Origin of the sequence: Streptomyces sp. F63, from assembly GCF_018070345.1 — a bacterium.
Classification (GTDB): domain Bacteria; phylum Actinomycetota; class Actinomycetes; order Streptomycetales; family Streptomycetaceae; genus Streptomyces.
The window spans coordinates 37,330-53,328 of the sequence record NZ_JAGPXX010000023.1 but is presented as its reverse complement, the minus strand read 5'-3'; the positions used below and the strand labels follow the sequence as shown (position 1 = coordinate 53,328).

The following is a 15,999-nucleotide window of genomic DNA, read 5'->3' as shown; positions in this document are numbered from 1 at the left end:
GCGTCCCGTTTCGGCGATCACCACCCGGGAACCCGGAGGTTTTCCGAGGACGAACGCAGGAGGCTGCCCATGAGCAAGCACGACGGCGAGGCGCTCCCGCTGGCCGACTACGACGCGTTGTCGGTCGGCGCACTGGAGCACCGCCTCCGCACCCTGGACTCCGCCGAGCTGGAGGTCCTGCGCCACTACGAGCACGAGCACGCCAACCGGACCCGGGTCCTGGAGATGATCAATACACGTCAGCTCCAGCTGGCCGGTGGCGGCACTCCCTCGCCGGGCGGCGAGGATCTCCGGCAGGAGGCGCGGCACGCCGCGGGCAGCGGTTCGCGCGTCACGCCCGCGACCTCCCCCCAGCCGATCCACCCGCCGCCGCACGGCACGCCCGACCAGCGCGCCAAGCCCAAGGGCAACCGTCCGTAGCGGCTTTCGCGGGCCCGCGCCGGGCGAGGCCCCCGGTGTGACGGAGCTGTCGGGACCACACCACGCCGGGGGCCTCAGCAGTCACCGTAGTCCTCCGGGGCCCGCCGGTGCCCTGTGCGGACGCACACGCCCCACACGGACGGCCGGACGGCCGCCGGCAGCCGTCCGGGAAGACCGGCCGGGAAGACCGGCCGGGAAGACCCAGGGGAGGGACACCGCTTGAGCACACCGACGGACGGCCCGGGTGCCGCACCGGACAGCGGACGGGTGCTGCTGACCGGCTGGTTCAGCTTTCTGCACGGTGAGGCCACGGTGGGTGACCTGCTGTCGCTGGACCGTGTCCGGGAAGCGCTGGACCGGCGCGGCATCCCGTACGACACCGCCTGGAGCGGTGGCTTCCGTCCGCGGGAACTGCGGCTCGACGAGGCCGACCCCGGCCGGTACCGCGCGGTGGTCTTCGTCTGCGGCCCGCTGCACGGGCCGCAGATCGAGGAGCTGCACCGGCGCTTTCCGCGCTGCACGCGCGTCGCCGTGGGCGTGTCCGTCCTGGACCCGGCCGATCCGGCGGTCCGCGGCTTCCACCGGGTGCTGGCCCGGGACGCGCCCGGCGCGCCGCCCCACCGGGACCTGGCCGTCTCCGCGCCCCGCTTCCCCGCCCCGCCCGTCGTGGGCGTGGCGCTCACCCGCGGCCAGGGCGAGTACGGCGGCCGGCGCCGGCACGAGGCGGCCGGGGACACCCTCACCGGCTGGCTGAACGGCAAGGACTGCGCACGGCTCGAACTGGAGACCCGGCTCGACCCCGGCGACTGGCGGCTCTCCGCGACCGCCGCGCAGTTCGAGGCGGTCGTCGCCCGGCTCGATCTCCTCGTCACCAACCGGCTGCACGGGCTGGTCACCGGGCTGCGCGCCGGCGTGCCCGTGCTCGCCGTCGACGCCGTCGCGGGCGGGGCGAAGCTCACCGCCCAGGCGCGGGCCTGCGACTGGCCCGCCCTGGTCCCGGCCGAGAGGGCGGAGACGGCCGAGCTGGACCGCTGGTGGGACTGGTGCCGGGGCCGGGGCCGGGACCTCGCCCGGCAGCGGAGTGCGGAATTCCGCTCGGCCCCCGAGCCCGGCCTGCTCACCGGCCTCACCGAGACCCTGGCCGGAGCGGTGCGATGAGCGGCAGCGGCGCGGACCGGCGGGTCGCGGCGAGGACGGCCGGGCGGCAGGAAGGGGCCGCGGACACGGCGGGCGGCGAACCCCTGCGGCTGCTCCTGATGGCGGACACCCACCTCCCCCGGCGCGCCCGGGAACTGCCCGCCCCGCTCCTGGAGTCGGTGCCCGGCGCCGATGTGGTCGTGCACGCCGGGGACTGGGTGGACACGGCCACGCTGGACCTTCTGGAATCCCGGGCGCGCCGGCTGATCGGCGTGTACGGCAACAACGACGGCCCGGAGCTGCGCGCCCGGCTGCCCGAGGTGGCGCACGCCGACCTCGGCGGTCTGCGCATCGGCGTCGTCCACGAGACCGGGGCGGCGCGGGGCCGGGAGGAACGCTGCGCCCGGCGGTTTCCCGGACTGGACGTCCTGGTCTTCGGCCACAGCCACATCCCGTGGGACAGCGAGGCGCCCGGCGGGCTGCGGCTGCTGAACCCCGGTTCACCGACCGACCGCCGGCGTCAGCCGCACTGCACGTTCATGACGGCCGGGATCTCGGGGGGACGGCTCACCGGCGTACGGCTGCACCGCCTGCCGCCCCGGCGCTGACGCCACCGGCGGGCGCCGCGCCGGCGGCGCCCCGGCCCGCGGTCACCGGTGCCGGTCCCCCGGGTCGCGCTGGGCCTCGACGTTGGTGGTCAGCGCGTCGCCGCTCTCGCCGTCGCGCCCGGCGGCGTCCTCGTCCGGGACCACCCGCCTCTGGGCTTCCAGGACTTCCGCCTCGACCTCCTCGGCGGCCGTGGCGGGCTTGTGATCCGGCCCGTGCCGCTCGTCCCGCTCGTGCTCCTCGTTCCGCCGTTCGCGTTCCGTCATGCCGGCTCCTTCCGGGTCCTGTCGGTGCCGCGGACCCGACCGGGTCCGCGACCGGGTCCGGCCCGGTCCGCGACCGGGGGACCTCCGGTTCTCCTGCTCGCCGCGCCGGGGGATATTCCGGCGCCGCGCGCTCCGCAGCCGCGCGTTCCGCACCGGTCCCCCGCCGTGTCCGTGCGCGTGGCCGGGACAACCCGCCCTGCCGCCGCGGGCCGTTTCCCGCTGTCCGCCGGCCGGGGCATCGGCCGGGTGGTCAGGCGTGGCAGGACCCGGCACGGACGGTGGTGCGGCTAGCGTCGGTCCGTCCCCCGGAGATCGCGGCCGGTGACCGCAGCCCCGAGAAACAGCCGCCCGCACCACAGCCGACCGGAGCGTTCCGTGACCGACCGCACCACAAACATCTGGGGAGCCCGCACACCGTTCGCCGCCGGCCGGCGCTGGCCCGAGCGCGTGGACCGCCATCTCACCGTGGACGAAGCGGAGGTCCACGCCTGGGTCCCCTCGGTCTGCGTCCTCTGCTCCACCGGCTGCGGCCTGGACATCGCCGTCTCGCACGACGGCCGCATGGTGGGCGTCCGGGGCCGCGCCGGGGACCGCGTCAGCCACGGGCGGCTGGGGCCCAAGGGGCTGTACGGCTGGCAGGCCGTCAACTCGCCCGACCGCCTCACCCGCCCCCTGGTCCGGGCCGGCGGCCGGCTGGAGCCCACCGACTGGGACACCGCCCTGCGCACGGTCACCGACCGATCCCGGCGGATCCTCGCCGAGCACGGGCCGCTCGCCATGGCCTTCTACACCTCCGGGCAGCTGTTCGCCGAGGAGTACTACGCGCAGACCGTCATCGCCCGCGGCGGCATCGGCACCCCCCACCTCGACGGCAACACGCGGCTGTGCACCGCCACCGCCGAGTGGGCCCTGATCGAGAGCTTCGGCAGCGACGGCGCCCCCGGCTCCTACACCGACATCGACCTCTGCGACACGCTCTTCCTCGTCGGGCACAACGCCGCCGAGACGCAGACCGTGCTGTGGTCCCGCATCCTCGACCGGCTGCACGGACCGGACCGCCCCCGCCTGGTGGTCGCCGACCCCCGGCTGACCGACACCGCCCGCGAGGCCGATGTCCATCTGGCGCTCCGTCCGGGCACCAATGTGGCGCTGCTCAGCGCGCTCCTCCACGAGATCGTCGAACACGGCCGTCTGGACCGGGAGTTCATCGAGGAACACACCACCGGTTACGCGGAGCTGGCCGCCACCGTCGCCGGCTGGCCCCCCGAGCGGGCCGCCGGCGTCTGCGGCGTGCCGGCCGGGGACATCCGTGCGGCCGCCCGGATCCTCGGCACCGGCGAGCGGCTGGTGTCCACCGTGCTGCAGGGCGTCTACCAGTCCCACCAGGCGACCGCCGCCGCCGTCCAGGTGAACAATCTCCATCTGCTGCGCGGGATGATCGGCCGCCCCGGCCGCACCGTCTTCCAGATGAACGGCCAGCCGACCGCCCAGAACACCCGCGAGACCGGTGCCAACGGCGCCCTCCCGGGCTTCCGCAACTGGCAGAACGCGGCGCACGTCCGCGAGATCGCCGAGGCGTGGAACGTCGAACCGCTCCGCATCCCGCACTGGGCGCCGCCCACCCCCGCCCCGGAGATCTTCCGGTACTGCGAGGAGGGGTCGGTGAGGTTCCTCTGGGTGACCGGCACCAACCCGGCGGTCTCCCTTCCCGAACTGCACCGCATCCGCTCGGTGCTCGGCCGGGACCGGCTGTTCCTCGTCGTCTCCGACGCCTTCCGCACGGAGACCGCCGAACTCGCCGACGTCGTGCTGCCCGCCGCCCTGTGGGGCGAGAAGACCGGCTGCTGCACCAACGCGGACCGGACCGTCCACCTCTCGGAGAAGGCCGTCGAACCGCCGGCCGGGGCCCGCTCCGACTTCGACATCCTGCTGGAGTACGCGCGGCGGATGGACCTGCGCGGCAGCGACGGCGGGCCGCTGCTCACCTGGCGGGGCCCGGAGGACGCCTGGCGGGACTTCACCGCGCTCACCCGCGGCCGTCCCTGCGACCAGAGCGCGCTGACGTACGAGCGGCTGCGCGGCTCCGGCGGCATCCAGTGGCCCTGCACCCCGGAGGCACCGGACGGCACCGAACGCCTCTACACCGACCACGTCTTCCCCACCCGCGCCGGCCAGTGCGAGGACTACGGGCACGACCTCACCACCGGGGCCCAGTACGAGGCGGACGAGTACCGCGCCCGGGACCCCGCCGGACGGGCCCGGCTGCGGGCGGCGCCGTACCTCCCGCCGCACGAGCCGGTGGACGACGCCTACCCGCTCCAGCTCACCACCGGCCGCACCGTGCACCACTGGCACACCCGCACCAGGACCGGCCGGGTGCCCGAGCTGCGGCGGGCCGCCCCCGACGTCTGGGTGCAGCTCTCCGCCGAGGACGCCGGGGAACTGGGCATCGCCGACGGCGACCTGGTGCGGGTGGTTTCCCGGCGGGGCGAGATCGAGGCACCCGCGGTGTGCCGGGGGACCCGGCGAGGGGTCGTCTTCGCCCCGTTCCACTACGGCTACTGGGACCAGACGGAGCCCGGCCGGCACACCCGCGCCGCGAACGAGACCACCCGCACCGAGTGGGACCCGGTGTCCAAGCAGCCCCTCTACAAGTACAGCGCGGTCCGGGTGCAGAAGATCTCCTCGGCGGCGACCGCGCTCGCCCACGGGACGGCCGACTCCGACCGGCAGACCGACGCCCCGCCGCCCGGCACCCTGGCCTCGGAGCCCGGCGCGGCCACCGCGGAGCACCCGGGCCCGGGGACCGGAGGCACCGCGGGGACCGGGAGCACCGCGGCCCGGCCGGCGGGGAAGGACGGGGCACCGTGACCACCCGGACCGGAACGCTCCTCGCCGAACTGCACGGAGCCGAGGAGGCCCTGGCCCGGGAGTTCCACCGGGTCGCCGAGCGCCAGGCCGCCGACCACGGCACCCACTACCCCTGCCTGACCCTGGCCGGCCGGTGCGAGGAGCACGCCGCACGGCTGCGGGCCGCCGCCGGACGCCGCGGACAGGACCTGTCCGCGCCCCACCACAGCGAGACCCTGGCCCACCTCGTGGACGCCGCGCGGCAGAAGTCCTCCGGACGGCGGGGCCACCACATCTCCGCCGGCCGGCTCCTCCTGCGCGATCTGCGCCATCTGTTCCTCGCCGCTCAGGAGGTGAGCCTTCTGTGGCTCCTGCTCGGCCAGGTGGCGCGGGCCGTTCGCGACCAGGAGCTGCTGGACGACGTGGAGGAGCTGCACCGCGAGACGCTCGGCCAGATCCGCTGGCTGACGACGCGGCTGAAGAACGCCGTCCCCCAGGTCATGGCCACGGCCGACTGAACCACGCGGACGGGGAGCACGGTGCCGACGAGCGACAGTCCCGGGCCCACGGCGGTGTCCCCCTGGCAGCCCGCGTCCACGCGGCGGCGGGACGCGCTGCTGGAGACGCCCGTTCTGCTGCTGATGGTCTTCCTGGTCTCCCTCGTCCTCTTCACGGTCGGCCGCATGGTGGAGGCCGAGGGGCGCGTGGTGTCGCTCATGGCCTTCCTGCCGCCCATCGTGGCGGTGATCGGTTCCGTCCGGCAGACGGTGATCACCGCCGCGTGGAGCACCGTCGTGCTGTTCCTCGTGCTCCTCGGCATCCACCTGAACGTCGAGGAGGTCATTCCGCCGACCTTCGGCGTCGCCCTGATGAGTGCCCTGAGCATCGGGGCCTGCCGGTACCGCATCCACCGCAACGCGGAGGTCAGCCGGCTCCGGTCGGCGGCGGCCGCGCTCCAGCGGCAGCTGCTGCGGCCGCTGCCGCTGCGCACCCCCGAGGTCGTCATCGACGGGCTCTACCAGCCGGTCGAGGAGGACAGCATGGTGGGCGGTGACATCTACGAGATCGCGATGTCGCCGTACGGCACCCGGGTGCTGATCGCCGACGTGCAGGGCAAGGGACTGCCCGCCATCGGCACCGCGTTCTCCGTGCTCGGCGCGTTCCGCGAGGCGGCGCAGCGCGAGCCGGGGCTGCTGGGCGTCGTGGACGCCCTGGAGTCCGCCGTCGAACGGCACAACAGCTTCGCCAGCCGGACCGGGGAACCGGAGCGTTTCGTCACCGCGCTCGTCCTCACCTTCGACGAGCGGTCCTGCGGCCTCGTCGTCAACTGCGGGCATCTGCTGCCGTACCTCGTCTGCGAGGATCCGGAGCAGAGCGGTCCCGTGCCGCTGGCGGAGCCGGGGGTGCCGCTCGGGCTCGTCGCACTGTCCCCGGAGCCGCGCCGCATCGAGGAGCTGGAGCTGCCGGAGGGCGACACGCTGCTGCTGTTCACCGACGGCGTGACCGACGCCCGCGATCCCTTCGGGGTCTTCTACCCGCTGCGGGACCGGGTGCGGGAGTGGTCCGGCATCCCGGCCTCCGAGCTCGCCGCGGCGATCTCCGCGGACCTCCAGCGGTTCACCGGGAACAACCAGCGGGACGACATCGCCCTGCTGGCCCTGCACCGCGTCCCCGCCCGGGGGGACACGCAGCGGGAGGGCCCCGGCCCGGCCGCCGCCGGGGCAGACCCGGGCCCGCGCGGCGGCGCCGGCCCCGGCTCCTGAGGGCCCGCCCCGCCGGGCCGGTGGTGCCTCAGCCGGTCTCGCGCGCGGCTTCCCGCCCGGCGGTGCGGCCGGAGAAGAGGCAGCCGCCGAGGAAGGTGCCCTCCAGCGAGCGGTAGCCGTGCATCCCGCCGCCGCCGAAGCCCGCCGCCTCGCCGGCCGCGTACAGGCCGCCGACCGGCTCGCCCATCGCGCCGAGGACGCGGCTGCCGAGATCGGTGTGCAGGCCGCCGAGGGTCTTGCGGGTGAGGACGCGCAGCCGTACGGCGATCAGCGGGCCCGCGGCCGGGTCGAGGAGGCGGTGCGGCGCGACGGTGCGGATCAGTTTGTCGCCGAGGTAGCGGCGCGCCCCGTGGATGGCGGTGACCTGGAGGTCCTTGGTGAACGGGTTGGCGATCTCCCGGTCCCGGGCGGTGATCTCGCGGCGCAGCTCCGTCTCGTCGATGAGCGGCTGCCCGGCGAGCCGGTTCATGCCGCGCACCAGCGCCGCGAGGTCCCGTTCGACCACGAAGTCGGCGCCGCGGTCCATGAACCGCTTCACCGGGCGCGGCACGTCGGTGCGGGCCCGCCCGAGGACGTCGCGGACGCTCCTGCCGGTGAGGTCCGGGTTCTGTTCGGAGCCGGAGAGGGCGAACTCCTTGCCGATGATCCGCTTGTTGAGGAGGAACCAGGTGTAGTCGTAGCCGCTCCGCATGATGTGTTCGAGCGTGCCGAGGGTGTCGAAGCCGGGGAAGAGGGGCACCGGCAGCCGCCGGCCGAGGGCGTCCAGCCAGAGCGAGGAGGGGCCGGGCAGGATGCGGATGCCGTGCCGCGCCCAGACCGGGTTCCAGTTCTCGATGCCCTCGGTGTAGTGCCACATCCGGTCGCGGTTGATCAGGCTGCCGCCGGCCCGTTCGGTGATGTCCAGCATCCGGCCGTCGACGTGCGCGGGGACGCCGGAGAGCATCCGCGCGGGCGGGGTGCCGAGCCGCTGCGGCCAGTGGCGGCGGACGAGTTCGTGGTTGCCGCCGATCCCGCCGGAGGCCACCACGACCGCCCCGGCCCGCAGCTCGAACTCCCGCACCGCGGTGCGGGAGCTCGCCTGGCCGCGCTCGGCGGCGCTGGGCGCCAGCAGCGTGCCGCGGACGCCGTCCACGCGCCCGTCGCTGACGGTGAGTTCGTCCACCCGGTGCCGGAAGCGCAGCTCCACCGGACCGCGCTCCGCCGCCTCCCTGACCCGCCGCTCGAACGGCTCGACGAGCCCGGGGCCCGTGCCCCAGGTGATGTGGAAACGCGGTACGGAGTTGCCGTGGCCGCGGGCGTCGTAGCCGCCGCGCTCGGCCCAGCCGACCACGGGGAAGAGCCGGACGCCCATGCTGTGCAGCCAGGACCGCTTCTCCCCGGCGGCGAAGTCGACGTACGCCTCGGCCCAGCGGCGGGGCCAGTGGTCCTCGGGCCGGTCGAAGCCGGCCGTGCCCAGCCAGTCCTGCCAGGCCAGGTCGCGGCTGTCGCGGATCCGCAGCCGCCGCTGCTCGGGCGAGCCGACGAGGAACAGCCCGCCGAAGGACCAGTGCGCCTGGCCGCCGAGCGACGCCTCCGGCTCCTGGTCGAGAAGGATCACGCGGCGGCCCGCGTCCGCCAGTTCGGCGGTGGCGGCCAGCCCGGCCAGTCCCGCTCCCACCACGATCACATCGGCGTCGTACGCCACTGCGGCCCACCCTTCCGCGCTGCCCTCGGTACGGCGCGGCCCTCCTGCGGGCGCGCGCCGGCTGCTTCCCCCTGCGACCTCCGCGGCAGCCCTGGTCGGGCGGGCGTGCCGCCGGAGTGCGGACCGTTCTATCAGCCCTGGTCCGGCGTGGGAATGGCGGGGGCCGCAGGGGTCTTCCGCCGGGGCACCGTCCGGTCGGTACGGTGTTCCCCCAGCCGGACGCGGGCCGAACGCCCGGCCGAAACCAGGGAAGGACTCCCGGACATGAGCCAGGACCCCCCGCGTAACCTCGCGCACGCGCAGCCCGCCTTCGCCGCGTACCAGGACGAGATCTATCTGCACGGCCTGCTGACGGGCGAGGCGCCCCGCTTCCCCACCGGTGCGGCCGAGCTGGAGGCGGCGGCCCGGGAGCGGATGACCGCCGAGGCGTACGGCTACGTCGCGGGGGGCGCGGGCGGCGAGGAGACCGTACGCGCCAACCGGGCCGCCTTCGCGCGGCGGACGATCGTGCCGCGCATGCTGCGCGACGTCGGCACGCGCGATCTGTCCTGTTCGCTGCTGGGGGCGGAGCTGCCGGCGCCCGTGCTGCTGGCACCGGTCGGGGTGCTGTCGATCGCGCATCCGGACGCGGAGCCGGCGGTGGCCCGGGCCGCGGCCGGGCTCGGACTCCCCCTGGTGCTGAGCACCGCGTCGTCCGTCCCGCTGGAGGAGGCCGCGGAGGCCTCCGGGAACGGGCCCCGCTGGTTCCAGCTGTACTGGCCGAAGGACCGCGAGGTGACGCTCAGCCTGCTGCGGCGGGCCCGCGCCGCCGGCTACACCACCCTCGTGCTGACCCTGGACACCTGGCTGCTGGGCTGGCGCCCGCGCGATCTGGACCGGGCCTATCTGCCGTTCCTGCAGCGGACCGGGATCGCCAACTACCTCAGTGACCCGGCGTTCCTCGCCGGGCTGGCCAAGCCGCCGGAGGAGGACCCGCTCGCCGCGGTGGCGCACTGGGCGGGGATGTTCGCCGATCCCACCAAGACCTGGGACGACCTGGAGTTCCTGCGCGCGCACTGGGACGGGCCGATCGTGCTCAAGGGCGTGCAGCACCCGGACGACGCCCGCCGCGCCCGGGACGCGGGCATGGACGGGGTGGTGGTCTCCAACCACGGCGGCCGCCAGGTGGACGGGGCGGCCGGCTCGCTGGACGTGCTGCCGGCGGTCGCCGGGGCGGTGGGCGACGCCATCGCCGTGCTGTTCGACAGCGGGGTGCGCGGCGGCGCCGACATCCTCAAGGCGCTCGCCCTGGGCGCCCGGGCCGTGCTGGTGGGACGGCCGTATGTGTACGGGCTGGCGCTGGGCGGCGAGGAGGGAGTACGGCACGTGCTGCGCTGCCTGCTGGCGGAGCTCGACCTCTCGCTGGCGCTCACCGGCCATGCCCGGCTCGCGGAGCTGGGGCCGGGGGTGCTCGGCACGGGGCCGGCTTCCCGGCCGTGAACGGGGCCGGCTTGCCGGCTCGGCCGGTCGCACCGGTTTCCGCTCTCCCGCGCGGCCGGCTTCCGCGTCCGGGGTGACGTCCACCACAGGGGTGCGGTGCGGGGCCGTTGGCGGGGCCCCGCACCGGGAGCGGCACGGCGGCGTCCGCCCGGTCGGCGCCGCATGAGCCGTACCCCGCCCCGCGAGCCGGTTCGTGCCGTGCGGGCTCGCGAACGGATGCGGAGGGCCCCCCGGGGCCGGAAGACGCGGCCTCCCGGGTGTGAGCGCCCGGGAGGCCCCGCACGACCGGGCCGGACCGCCGTGCGGCCGGAGGCGTCAGCGGGTGGTCAGCGACTCCCGCAGGATGGCCACCACCTCGTCGTCGCGGGTCTGCGCGAAGTCGTCGTAGAACTGCCCGACGGCCTGGAAGTACGGGGGCTGCCACATGCACACCACGTCGTCCGCCTCCGGGCTCAGCGCGGCGACCGCCTGGGGCGAGCCGACCGGGACGGCGAGGACCAGCCGGGCCGGGTTGCGGCGGCGTACGGCGCGCAGCGCGACCCGTGCGGTGCTGCCGGTGGCGAGCCCGTCGTCGACGACGACCGCCGTGCGGCCGGCCAGGTCCACCGGCGGGCGGCCCTCGCGGTAGAGGTGCTCGCGGCGCCGGATCTCCCGGCGTTCCTCCTCCACGCGGGGGGCCAGCCGCTCGGGGGTCAGGTCGAGCATCTCCAGCGTCTGCGCGTCGTACCAGGGCTCGTCCTCCCCCGCGACGGCCCCGACGGCGAACTCGGGGTTGAACGGGGCGCCGATCTTGCGCACGACGACGATGTCCAGGGGGGCGCGGAGTTCCCGGGCAACCTCGGCGGCGACGGGCAGCCCGCCCCGCGGCAGGGCGAGGACCACCGGCTTCGCCAGCCGTCCCGCGCGCCCGCGCTCCGTGAGTTCCGTGGCCAGTTCGCGCCCGGCCGACCTGCGGTCGTGATAGTTCATGATCGCTTTCCTTCCGGTTCCCGGGCGCCGGCCGTGGCCGCGGCGCGGGCGTCTCCGGCGTGGGAGGAGCCGGTGGCCGTCACGGGCCGGCTCCCGCCGTCGTCGGCCGCTTGCCGGCCACCGTGCGGACGAACCAGCCCTGCGCGGCCGCGGCGGCCTGCTCCAGCGTCCCCGGTTCCTCGAAGAGGTGGGTGGCGCCCGGGACGACGTGCACGGTGGCGGTGCCGCCGAGCCGCTCGGCGGCGTCCCGGTTCATGCGCAGCACCTCGTGGTCCTCGCCGCCGACGATCAGCAGGACGGGCGCCTGGACCCGGGGCAGCGCGGGGCCCGCGAGATCGGGGCGCCCGCCGCGCGAGACGACGGCCCGCACCCGGTCCGGCCGCTCCGCCGCCGCGATCAGCGCCGCGGCGGCGCCGGTGCTGGCGCCGAAGAGGCCGACGGGAAGCCCGGCCGTGGCCGGGTGCCGCCCCAGCCAGTCGACCGCGGCGACCAGCCGCCGGCCCAGCAGCGGGATGTCGAAGCGGAGTTCGGCGGTCATCGCGTCGACCCGGCCCTCCTCCTCGGTGAGGAGGTCGAAGAGGAGAGTGGTCAGCCCCGCCTCCTGGAGGACCCGCGCCACCTCCTGGTTGCGCGGGCTGTGCCGCGAGCTGCCGCTGCCGTGCGCGAACGCCACGACCCCGTGGGTCGGTTCGGGGGAGACGAGATCGCCTCGGAGATCCGCCTCGCCGGCGTCGATGAGAACGGTGTCGAAGACCATCGGCCCACCTCCTGCTGTTCCGGGGTTCCGGGCCGCCGGGACGGTGGCCCTGCGCCACCCGTGCGCGGGGTACCCGCACCGCATGCCGGTATGCGCCCCTTCGCGCCCCGGCCCCGGCCGGCCGCCCTCCCGGGGCCCGCCCCGGGATTGCCCCGGGACAACGCCTCCCTGCCCGGCCCGGTCCGTACCCGCTCCGGTCCGGTCTCGTCCGTTCTCCTCCCCGGTCCGCTCGCGCCCGGTCGGGCCCCGGCCCGTCCACCCCCGCCGCCCCACGGCCACGGCCCGGCCGGAGGCCGCACGGGGCGCTGGAGTGACGGGCGTCATGCCGGACCGGCCGGGGTGCCGGATACCCTGAGGTCCCGGCGGCGTCCGGGCCCCGCCCGCGCGGCGGAGCCACCCCGTACGCCCCGGTGTCCTGTGCCCCGCGGACCGAAAGCGCGGATGCCCCATGCCCGCCGGACTCTCCTCCGTCATAGCGGCCACCACGCGGTGGCTCACCCGCTCCTATCCCGCGGCGGGCGGCGCGCTCAACGCCGCGTACGCCGAGATCCAGGCCCGCCAGGCCGTTTCCGTGGCCGCCATGCTGCGCTACCCGACCGAGCTCGACGCCGGGCTGCTCGTCCTCACGGGCCCCGGCGGCTCCGGCCGTCTGGACCGCGTCACCGGTGCGGACGCCGCGGAGCCGGATCCGGCGGACCACGCCTGGCGCACCTGGGTCGACGAAGTGCTCGCGAGCTGGGCCGCGTGCCTGCTGACGGACCCGGAACTGGCCGGCGCAGCGGTGGCCGCGGCGGCGGAGGGCGAGCAGCTGTCCGGCCTTCCGTACCGCTTCCGGAGGCTCACCGAGCCCGACGACGGCGACCGGCGCGCCGCCCCGCTGATGCGCCATCCGGACCTGCTGGAACCGGTCGCCGCCCTGCACCGGGGCCCGCTGCTGGCGCGCCTCCGGGACGGGCTGGCCGAAGCCGCCTGACCACGGCGCGCGGCGAGCGGCCGCCGGAGGGCCGAGCTCCGCGCCGCGGCCGGTACCGTGCGCGGGTCCGTCCGTACGGCACCGCCGTCCGTGCCCCGGTGCGGCGCACCGGCGCGCGGACGGCGGTTCTCCGCCCCGTCCCGGGCCGGTGGGACCGGGCGGGGCGGGGCGTCGGCTCAGCCGCCGGGCCTCACCTCGTACAGCGGGCCCAGGTCGGTCCGGCCGGTGTCGGGGACCTGGCGGGCGAGCCGGTGGGTGGTGACCAAATCGTGCATCAGCACCAGGGCCTTCTCGTGGGACATCCGGGCGGTCCGCGCGACCTCGTCGAGCGCGACCCCGCCGCCGTGGGTCTCCTCCGCCTCCACCAGCGCGCGGAAGAGCACCTCGTGGTCGTCGGTGTACGGCGGCCTGCCCCGTCCCGCGAAGGCCGACTCGGTCTTCTCCGGTCCGGGCGGCGCACCGGCGGCGCGGTCCTGTTCGCCCTGCCACCGCTGCTTGCCGTGGTGCGGGGTCCCCAGCCGCTCCTCGTGCGTACGGGTGGACCGGTCCGTGAGGTGGGTCCGCTGTTTGGAGGCCCCGGTCGTCGCGCCCCGGGCGCTGGGGGTCTCCCCCGCCCGGTGTGCCGCGCGGCCGGCGGCCCGCCGCTGTTCCTCGTCGCCCTCGACCTTCTTGCGCACCATGCGAAAGCCTCCTTGCGCCGATCGGGAAGGTGACACCCGGACCGGGTACCCGGGGACGCGCCGTGAAACAGCCGGACGGGGGCGGCCGGTTCCGCCGCCCGCAGAGCCGGCCCCGGCGGCGGGCCGGGCGTACCGGCCATCTCGGGGGGTGTGGACGGCGCGGCCGTATTTCCCCGGCACGACCGGGCATACATGACTCCGCTCCGGGCACCGGAGGACCACGGCGGCGGGAAGAAGCAGGGAGGAAACGGGTGGAGGCCAGGCGGGGTGTGCGGCAGGAGGGGCGCCCGGAAGAGGAGGACGAGGACCCGGCGCCGTCGGCGCAGCGGCGGGTGAGCACGGGCCGGCGGGTGCTCGGCTGGCTGACCACCACCGACCACAAGGTGATCGGGAACCTGTACCTGGTGACCTCGTTCGGTTTCTTCCTGGCGGCCGGCCTGATGGCGATGCTGATGCGGGCGGAGCTGATGCGGCCCGGCATGCAGTTGATGACGCCGTTTCAGTACAACCAGCTCTTCACGATCCACGGCACGATCATGATGCTGCTCTTCGCGACGCCGACCTTCGCCGGTTTCGCCAATGCGATCATGCCGCTCCAGATCGGCGCCCCGGACGTGGCCTTCCCCCGGCTCAACGCCTTCACCTACTGGGTGTTCCTCTTCGGCGGGCTGACCGTGGTCGCCGGGTTCCTCACCTCCGAGGGCGCGGCGCCCTTCGGCTGGTTCTCCTACACCCCGCTCAGCCGGGCGGCGTACTCGCCGGGAGCGGGCGGTGACCTGTGGGTGATGGGGCTGATCGTGGCCGGTCTCAGCACCATCCTCGGCGCCGTCAACTTCATCACCACGATCATCACGCTCCGCGCCCCGGGCATGACGCTGTTCCGGATGCCGCTCTTCACCTGGAATGTCCTGTTCACCTCGATCCTGGTGCTGCTGGCCTTTCCCGTGCTGACCGCCGCGCTCTTCGGGCTCGCCGCGGACCGCATGTTCGGGGCGCACATCTACGATCCGGCCAACGGCGGGGCCCTGCTGTGGCAGCACCTGTTCTGGTTCTTCGGCCATCCCGAGGTCTACATCGTGGCGCTGCCGTTCTTCGGGGTGGTCACCGAGATCATTCCGGTCTTCAGCCGGAAGCCGGTCTTCGGCTACCTCGGGCTCATCGGCGCCACCATGGCCATCACCGGCCTGTCCGCGACCGTGTGGGCCCATCACATGTTCGCCACCGGCGGGGTGCTGCTGCCGTTCTTCTCGCTGATGTCCTTCCTCATCGCCGTGCCGACGGGCGTGAAGTTCTTCAACTGGATCGGCACCATGTGGCAGGGCTCGCTCTCCTTCGAGACCCCCATGCTGTGGTCGCTCGGCTTTCTGGTGAGCTTCCTGCTGGGCGGCCTCACCGGGGTGCTCATCGCCTCACCGCCGCTGGACTTCCACCTCACCGACACCTACTTCATCGTCGCCCATCTGCACTACGTCCTCTTCGGCACCATCGTCTTCGCCACCTTCGCCGGCTTCTACTTCTGGTGGCCGAAGATGACCGGCCGGATGCTCGACGAGCGGCTCGGCAAGATCCACTTCTGGACGCTCTTCACGGGGTTCCACGGCACCTTCCTCGTCCACCACTGGCTGGGGGAGCAGGGCATGCCGCGCCGCTACGCCGACTACCTCCCGGCGGACGGCTTCACCGCCCTCAACACGGTCTCCTCGCTCAGCTCCTTCCTCCTCGGCCTGTCCACGCTGCCGTTCCTCTACAACGTCTGGAAGACCACCCAGTACGGCGAGAAGGTCACCACGGACGACCCCTGGGGCTGGGGGCGCTCCCTGGAGTGGGCGACGAGCTGCCCGCCGCCCCGGCACAACTTCCACGCCCTGCCCCGGATCCGGTCCGAGTCCCCCGCCTTCGACCTGCACCATCCGCAGACGTCGGGGGTGGGCCACCGTCCGCCCACCGCCTCCGCCGGACACCCGGCGGAACGACCGGAAAAGGAGGACCGGTGATGAAGGCGGAGGCCCTGGTCTTCACCGGTGTGGCCGGCTTCTTCGCCGTCCTCACCGTGCTCTACGCCGTCTGGGGGTCCGTGGAGCCGGCCGGCACGGCGGTCCTGCTGCTCTCCTTCGTGATGTCCGCCTTGGTCTCGCTCTTCCTCTGGATCCAGTACGCGCAGCGCGGCGCACGTCCGCAGGACCGCGGGCACGCGGCGGTCCACGAGTCCGCCGGCCCCCTGGCGTTCTTCTCCCCGCGCAGCTACTACCCGGTGCTGACCGCCGCCGGCACCGCCCTCCTGGGTGTGGGAGTCGTCTACGGCCTGTGGCTCTTCCTCGTGGGGGTGGGGGTCCTGATCCCCGGCATCGCCGGATTCGTCTTCCAGCACAACGACCGCTGAACCGGCACCGCCACGGCAGAGAACGGCAGAGGACA

Annotated in this window: 15 protein-coding genes; 10 read left to right on the top strand and 5 right to left on the bottom strand. The window is 74.9% G+C overall.

All coding sequences use genetic code 11. The features are described from left to right. Window positions 1–69: 69 nt before the first annotated feature. The 3 genes from KBZ10_RS21120 (at window position 70) to KBZ10_RS21110 (ending at window position 2,165) form a co-directional block, all read left to right on the top strand. Window positions 70–420 carry a hypothetical protein gene (locus KBZ10_RS21120; protein ID WP_210989248.1) on the top strand — a complete coding sequence of 117 codons (351 nt, stop codon included), beginning with the start codon at window positions 70–72 and terminating at the stop codon, window positions 418–420. Between the two features lie 219 nt (window positions 421–639). After that, window positions 640–1,578: a polysaccharide pyruvyl transferase family protein gene (locus KBZ10_RS21115; protein WP_247702722.1), complete on the top strand. Its 939-nt coding sequence runs from the start codon at window positions 640–642 to the stop codon at window positions 1,576–1,578. An 83-nt stretch (window positions 1,579–1,661) separates the two neighbouring features. After that, on the top strand, window positions 1,662–2,165 hold the full coding sequence (locus KBZ10_RS21110) for a metallophosphoesterase (RefSeq protein WP_210989287.1): 504 nt from the start codon (window positions 1,662–1,664) through the stop codon (window positions 2,163–2,165). A gap of 42 nt (window positions 2,166–2,207) precedes the next feature. On the opposite strand, the gene KBZ10_RS21105 is transcribed toward KBZ10_RS21110, so the two are convergent. Further along, window positions 2,208–2,429, bottom strand: coding sequence for a hypothetical protein (locus tag KBZ10_RS21105; protein WP_210989247.1), 222 nt, complete (start codon window positions 2,427–2,429; stop codon window positions 2,208–2,210). A gap of 375 nt (window positions 2,430–2,804) precedes the next feature. Between KBZ10_RS21105 and KBZ10_RS21100 the strand changes: the two genes are divergently transcribed. Genes KBZ10_RS21100 through KBZ10_RS30360 form a run of 3 tightly spaced genes read left to right on the top strand, consistent with a single transcriptional unit; the run spans window position 2,805 to window position 7,042 of the window. Continuing rightward, entirely contained in the window at window positions 2,805–5,300 is a 2,496-nt protein-coding gene (locus KBZ10_RS21100) for a molybdopterin oxidoreductase family protein (protein WP_210989246.1), read from the top strand. Further along, window positions 5,297–5,797 carry a hypothetical protein gene (locus KBZ10_RS21095; protein WP_210989245.1) on the top strand — a complete coding sequence of 167 codons (501 nt, stop codon included), beginning with the start codon at window positions 5,297–5,299 and terminating at the stop codon, window positions 5,795–5,797. The genes KBZ10_RS21100 and KBZ10_RS21095 overlap by 4 nt, the downstream gene beginning before the upstream one ends. Before the next feature lie 21 nt (window positions 5,798–5,818). Next, the gene (locus KBZ10_RS30360; protein WP_210989244.1) at window positions 5,819–7,042 is read left to right on the top strand and encodes a PP2C family protein-serine/threonine phosphatase; all 1,224 of its coding nucleotides are present in this window, start codon (window positions 5,819–5,821) and stop codon (window positions 7,040–7,042) included. Window positions 7,043–7,070: 28 nt separating this feature from the next. Here the strand turns inward: KBZ10_RS30360 and KBZ10_RS21085 are convergent, their stop codons facing one another. After that, the gene (locus KBZ10_RS21085) at window positions 7,071–8,726 is read right to left on the bottom strand and encodes an FAD-binding dehydrogenase (protein WP_210989243.1); all 1,656 of its coding nucleotides are present in this window, start codon (window positions 8,724–8,726) and stop codon (window positions 7,071–7,073) included. Window positions 8,727–8,990: 264 nt separating this feature from the next. On the opposite strand from KBZ10_RS21085, the gene KBZ10_RS21080 reads away from it, so the two are divergent. Continuing rightward, the gene (locus KBZ10_RS21080; RefSeq protein ID WP_210989242.1) at window positions 8,991–10,205 is read left to right on the top strand and encodes an alpha-hydroxy-acid oxidizing protein; all 1,215 of its coding nucleotides are present in this window, start codon (window positions 8,991–8,993) and stop codon (window positions 10,203–10,205) included. A gap of 315 nt (window positions 10,206–10,520) precedes the next feature. Here KBZ10_RS21080 and KBZ10_RS21075 read toward each other — a convergent pair whose 3' ends face one another. Both KBZ10_RS21075 and KBZ10_RS21070 read right to left on the bottom strand, forming a co-directional pair. After that, window positions 10,521–11,174, bottom strand: coding sequence for a phosphoribosyltransferase (locus tag KBZ10_RS21075; RefSeq protein WP_210989241.1), 654 nt, complete (start codon window positions 11,172–11,174; stop codon window positions 10,521–10,523). 79 nt (window positions 11,175–11,253) lie between these two features. After that, window positions 11,254–11,931 (bottom strand): dienelactone hydrolase family protein, encoded by a 678-nt coding sequence (locus KBZ10_RS21070; RefSeq protein ID WP_210989240.1) that lies wholly within the window; start codon window positions 11,929–11,931, stop codon window positions 11,254–11,256. A 448-nt stretch (window positions 11,932–12,379) separates the two neighbouring features. Between KBZ10_RS21070 and KBZ10_RS21065 the strand changes: the two genes are divergently transcribed. Further along, window positions 12,380–12,904, top strand: coding sequence for a hypothetical protein (locus tag KBZ10_RS21065; protein WP_210989239.1), 525 nt, complete (start codon window positions 12,380–12,382; stop codon window positions 12,902–12,904). Window positions 12,905–13,080: 176 nt separating this feature from the next. On the opposite strand, the gene KBZ10_RS21060 is transcribed toward KBZ10_RS21065, so the two are convergent. After that, a complete protein-coding gene (locus tag KBZ10_RS21060; protein ID WP_210989238.1) occupies window positions 13,081–13,584 on the bottom strand; it encodes a hypothetical protein in 504 nt (167 codons plus the stop codon). Window positions 13,585–13,916: 332 nt separating this feature from the next. Between KBZ10_RS21060 and ctaD the strand changes: the two genes are divergently transcribed. Both ctaD and KBZ10_RS21050 read left to right on the top strand, forming a co-directional pair. After that, entirely contained in the window at window positions 13,917–15,578 is a 1,662-nt protein-coding gene (gene ctaD, locus KBZ10_RS21055; protein WP_307847538.1) for a cytochrome c oxidase subunit I, read from the top strand. After that, window positions 15,578–15,964, top strand: coding sequence for a cytochrome c oxidase subunit 4 (locus tag KBZ10_RS21050; RefSeq protein WP_210989237.1), 387 nt, complete (start codon window positions 15,578–15,580; stop codon window positions 15,962–15,964). Before ctaD ends, KBZ10_RS21050 begins: the two co-directional genes overlap by 1 nt. The last annotated feature ends 35 nt before the right edge of the window (window positions 15,965–15,999 follow it).

Bases quoted from the DNA above. Each gene is read 5' to 3' on its own strand.
- KBZ10_RS21070 (WP_210989240.1), bottom strand. From the start codon at position 11,931: ATGGTCTTCGACACCGTTCTCATCGACGCCGGCGAGGCGGATCTCCGA.
- KBZ10_RS21120 (WP_210989248.1), top strand. From the start codon at position 70: ATGAGCAAGCACGACGGCGAGGCGCTCCCGCTGGCCGACTACGACGCG.
- KBZ10_RS21105 (WP_210989247.1), bottom strand. From the start codon at position 2,429: ATGACGGAACGCGAACGGCGGAACGAGGAGCACGAGCGGGACGAGCGG.
- KBZ10_RS21065 (WP_210989239.1), top strand. From the start codon at position 12,380: ATGCCCGCCGGACTCTCCTCCGTCATAGCGGCCACCACGCGGTGGCTC.
- KBZ10_RS21080 (WP_210989242.1), top strand. From the start codon at position 8,991: ATGAGCCAGGACCCCCCGCGTAACCTCGCGCACGCGCAGCCCGCCTTC.
- KBZ10_RS21060 (WP_210989238.1), bottom strand. From the start codon at position 13,584: ATGGTGCGCAAGAAGGTCGAGGGCGACGAGGAACAGCGGCGGGCCGCC.
- KBZ10_RS21075 (WP_210989241.1), bottom strand. From the start codon at position 11,174: ATGAACTATCACGACCGCAGGTCGGCCGGGCGCGAACTGGCCACGGAA.
- KBZ10_RS21050 (WP_210989237.1), top strand. From the start codon at position 15,578: ATGAAGGCGGAGGCCCTGGTCTTCACCGGTGTGGCCGGCTTCTTCGCC.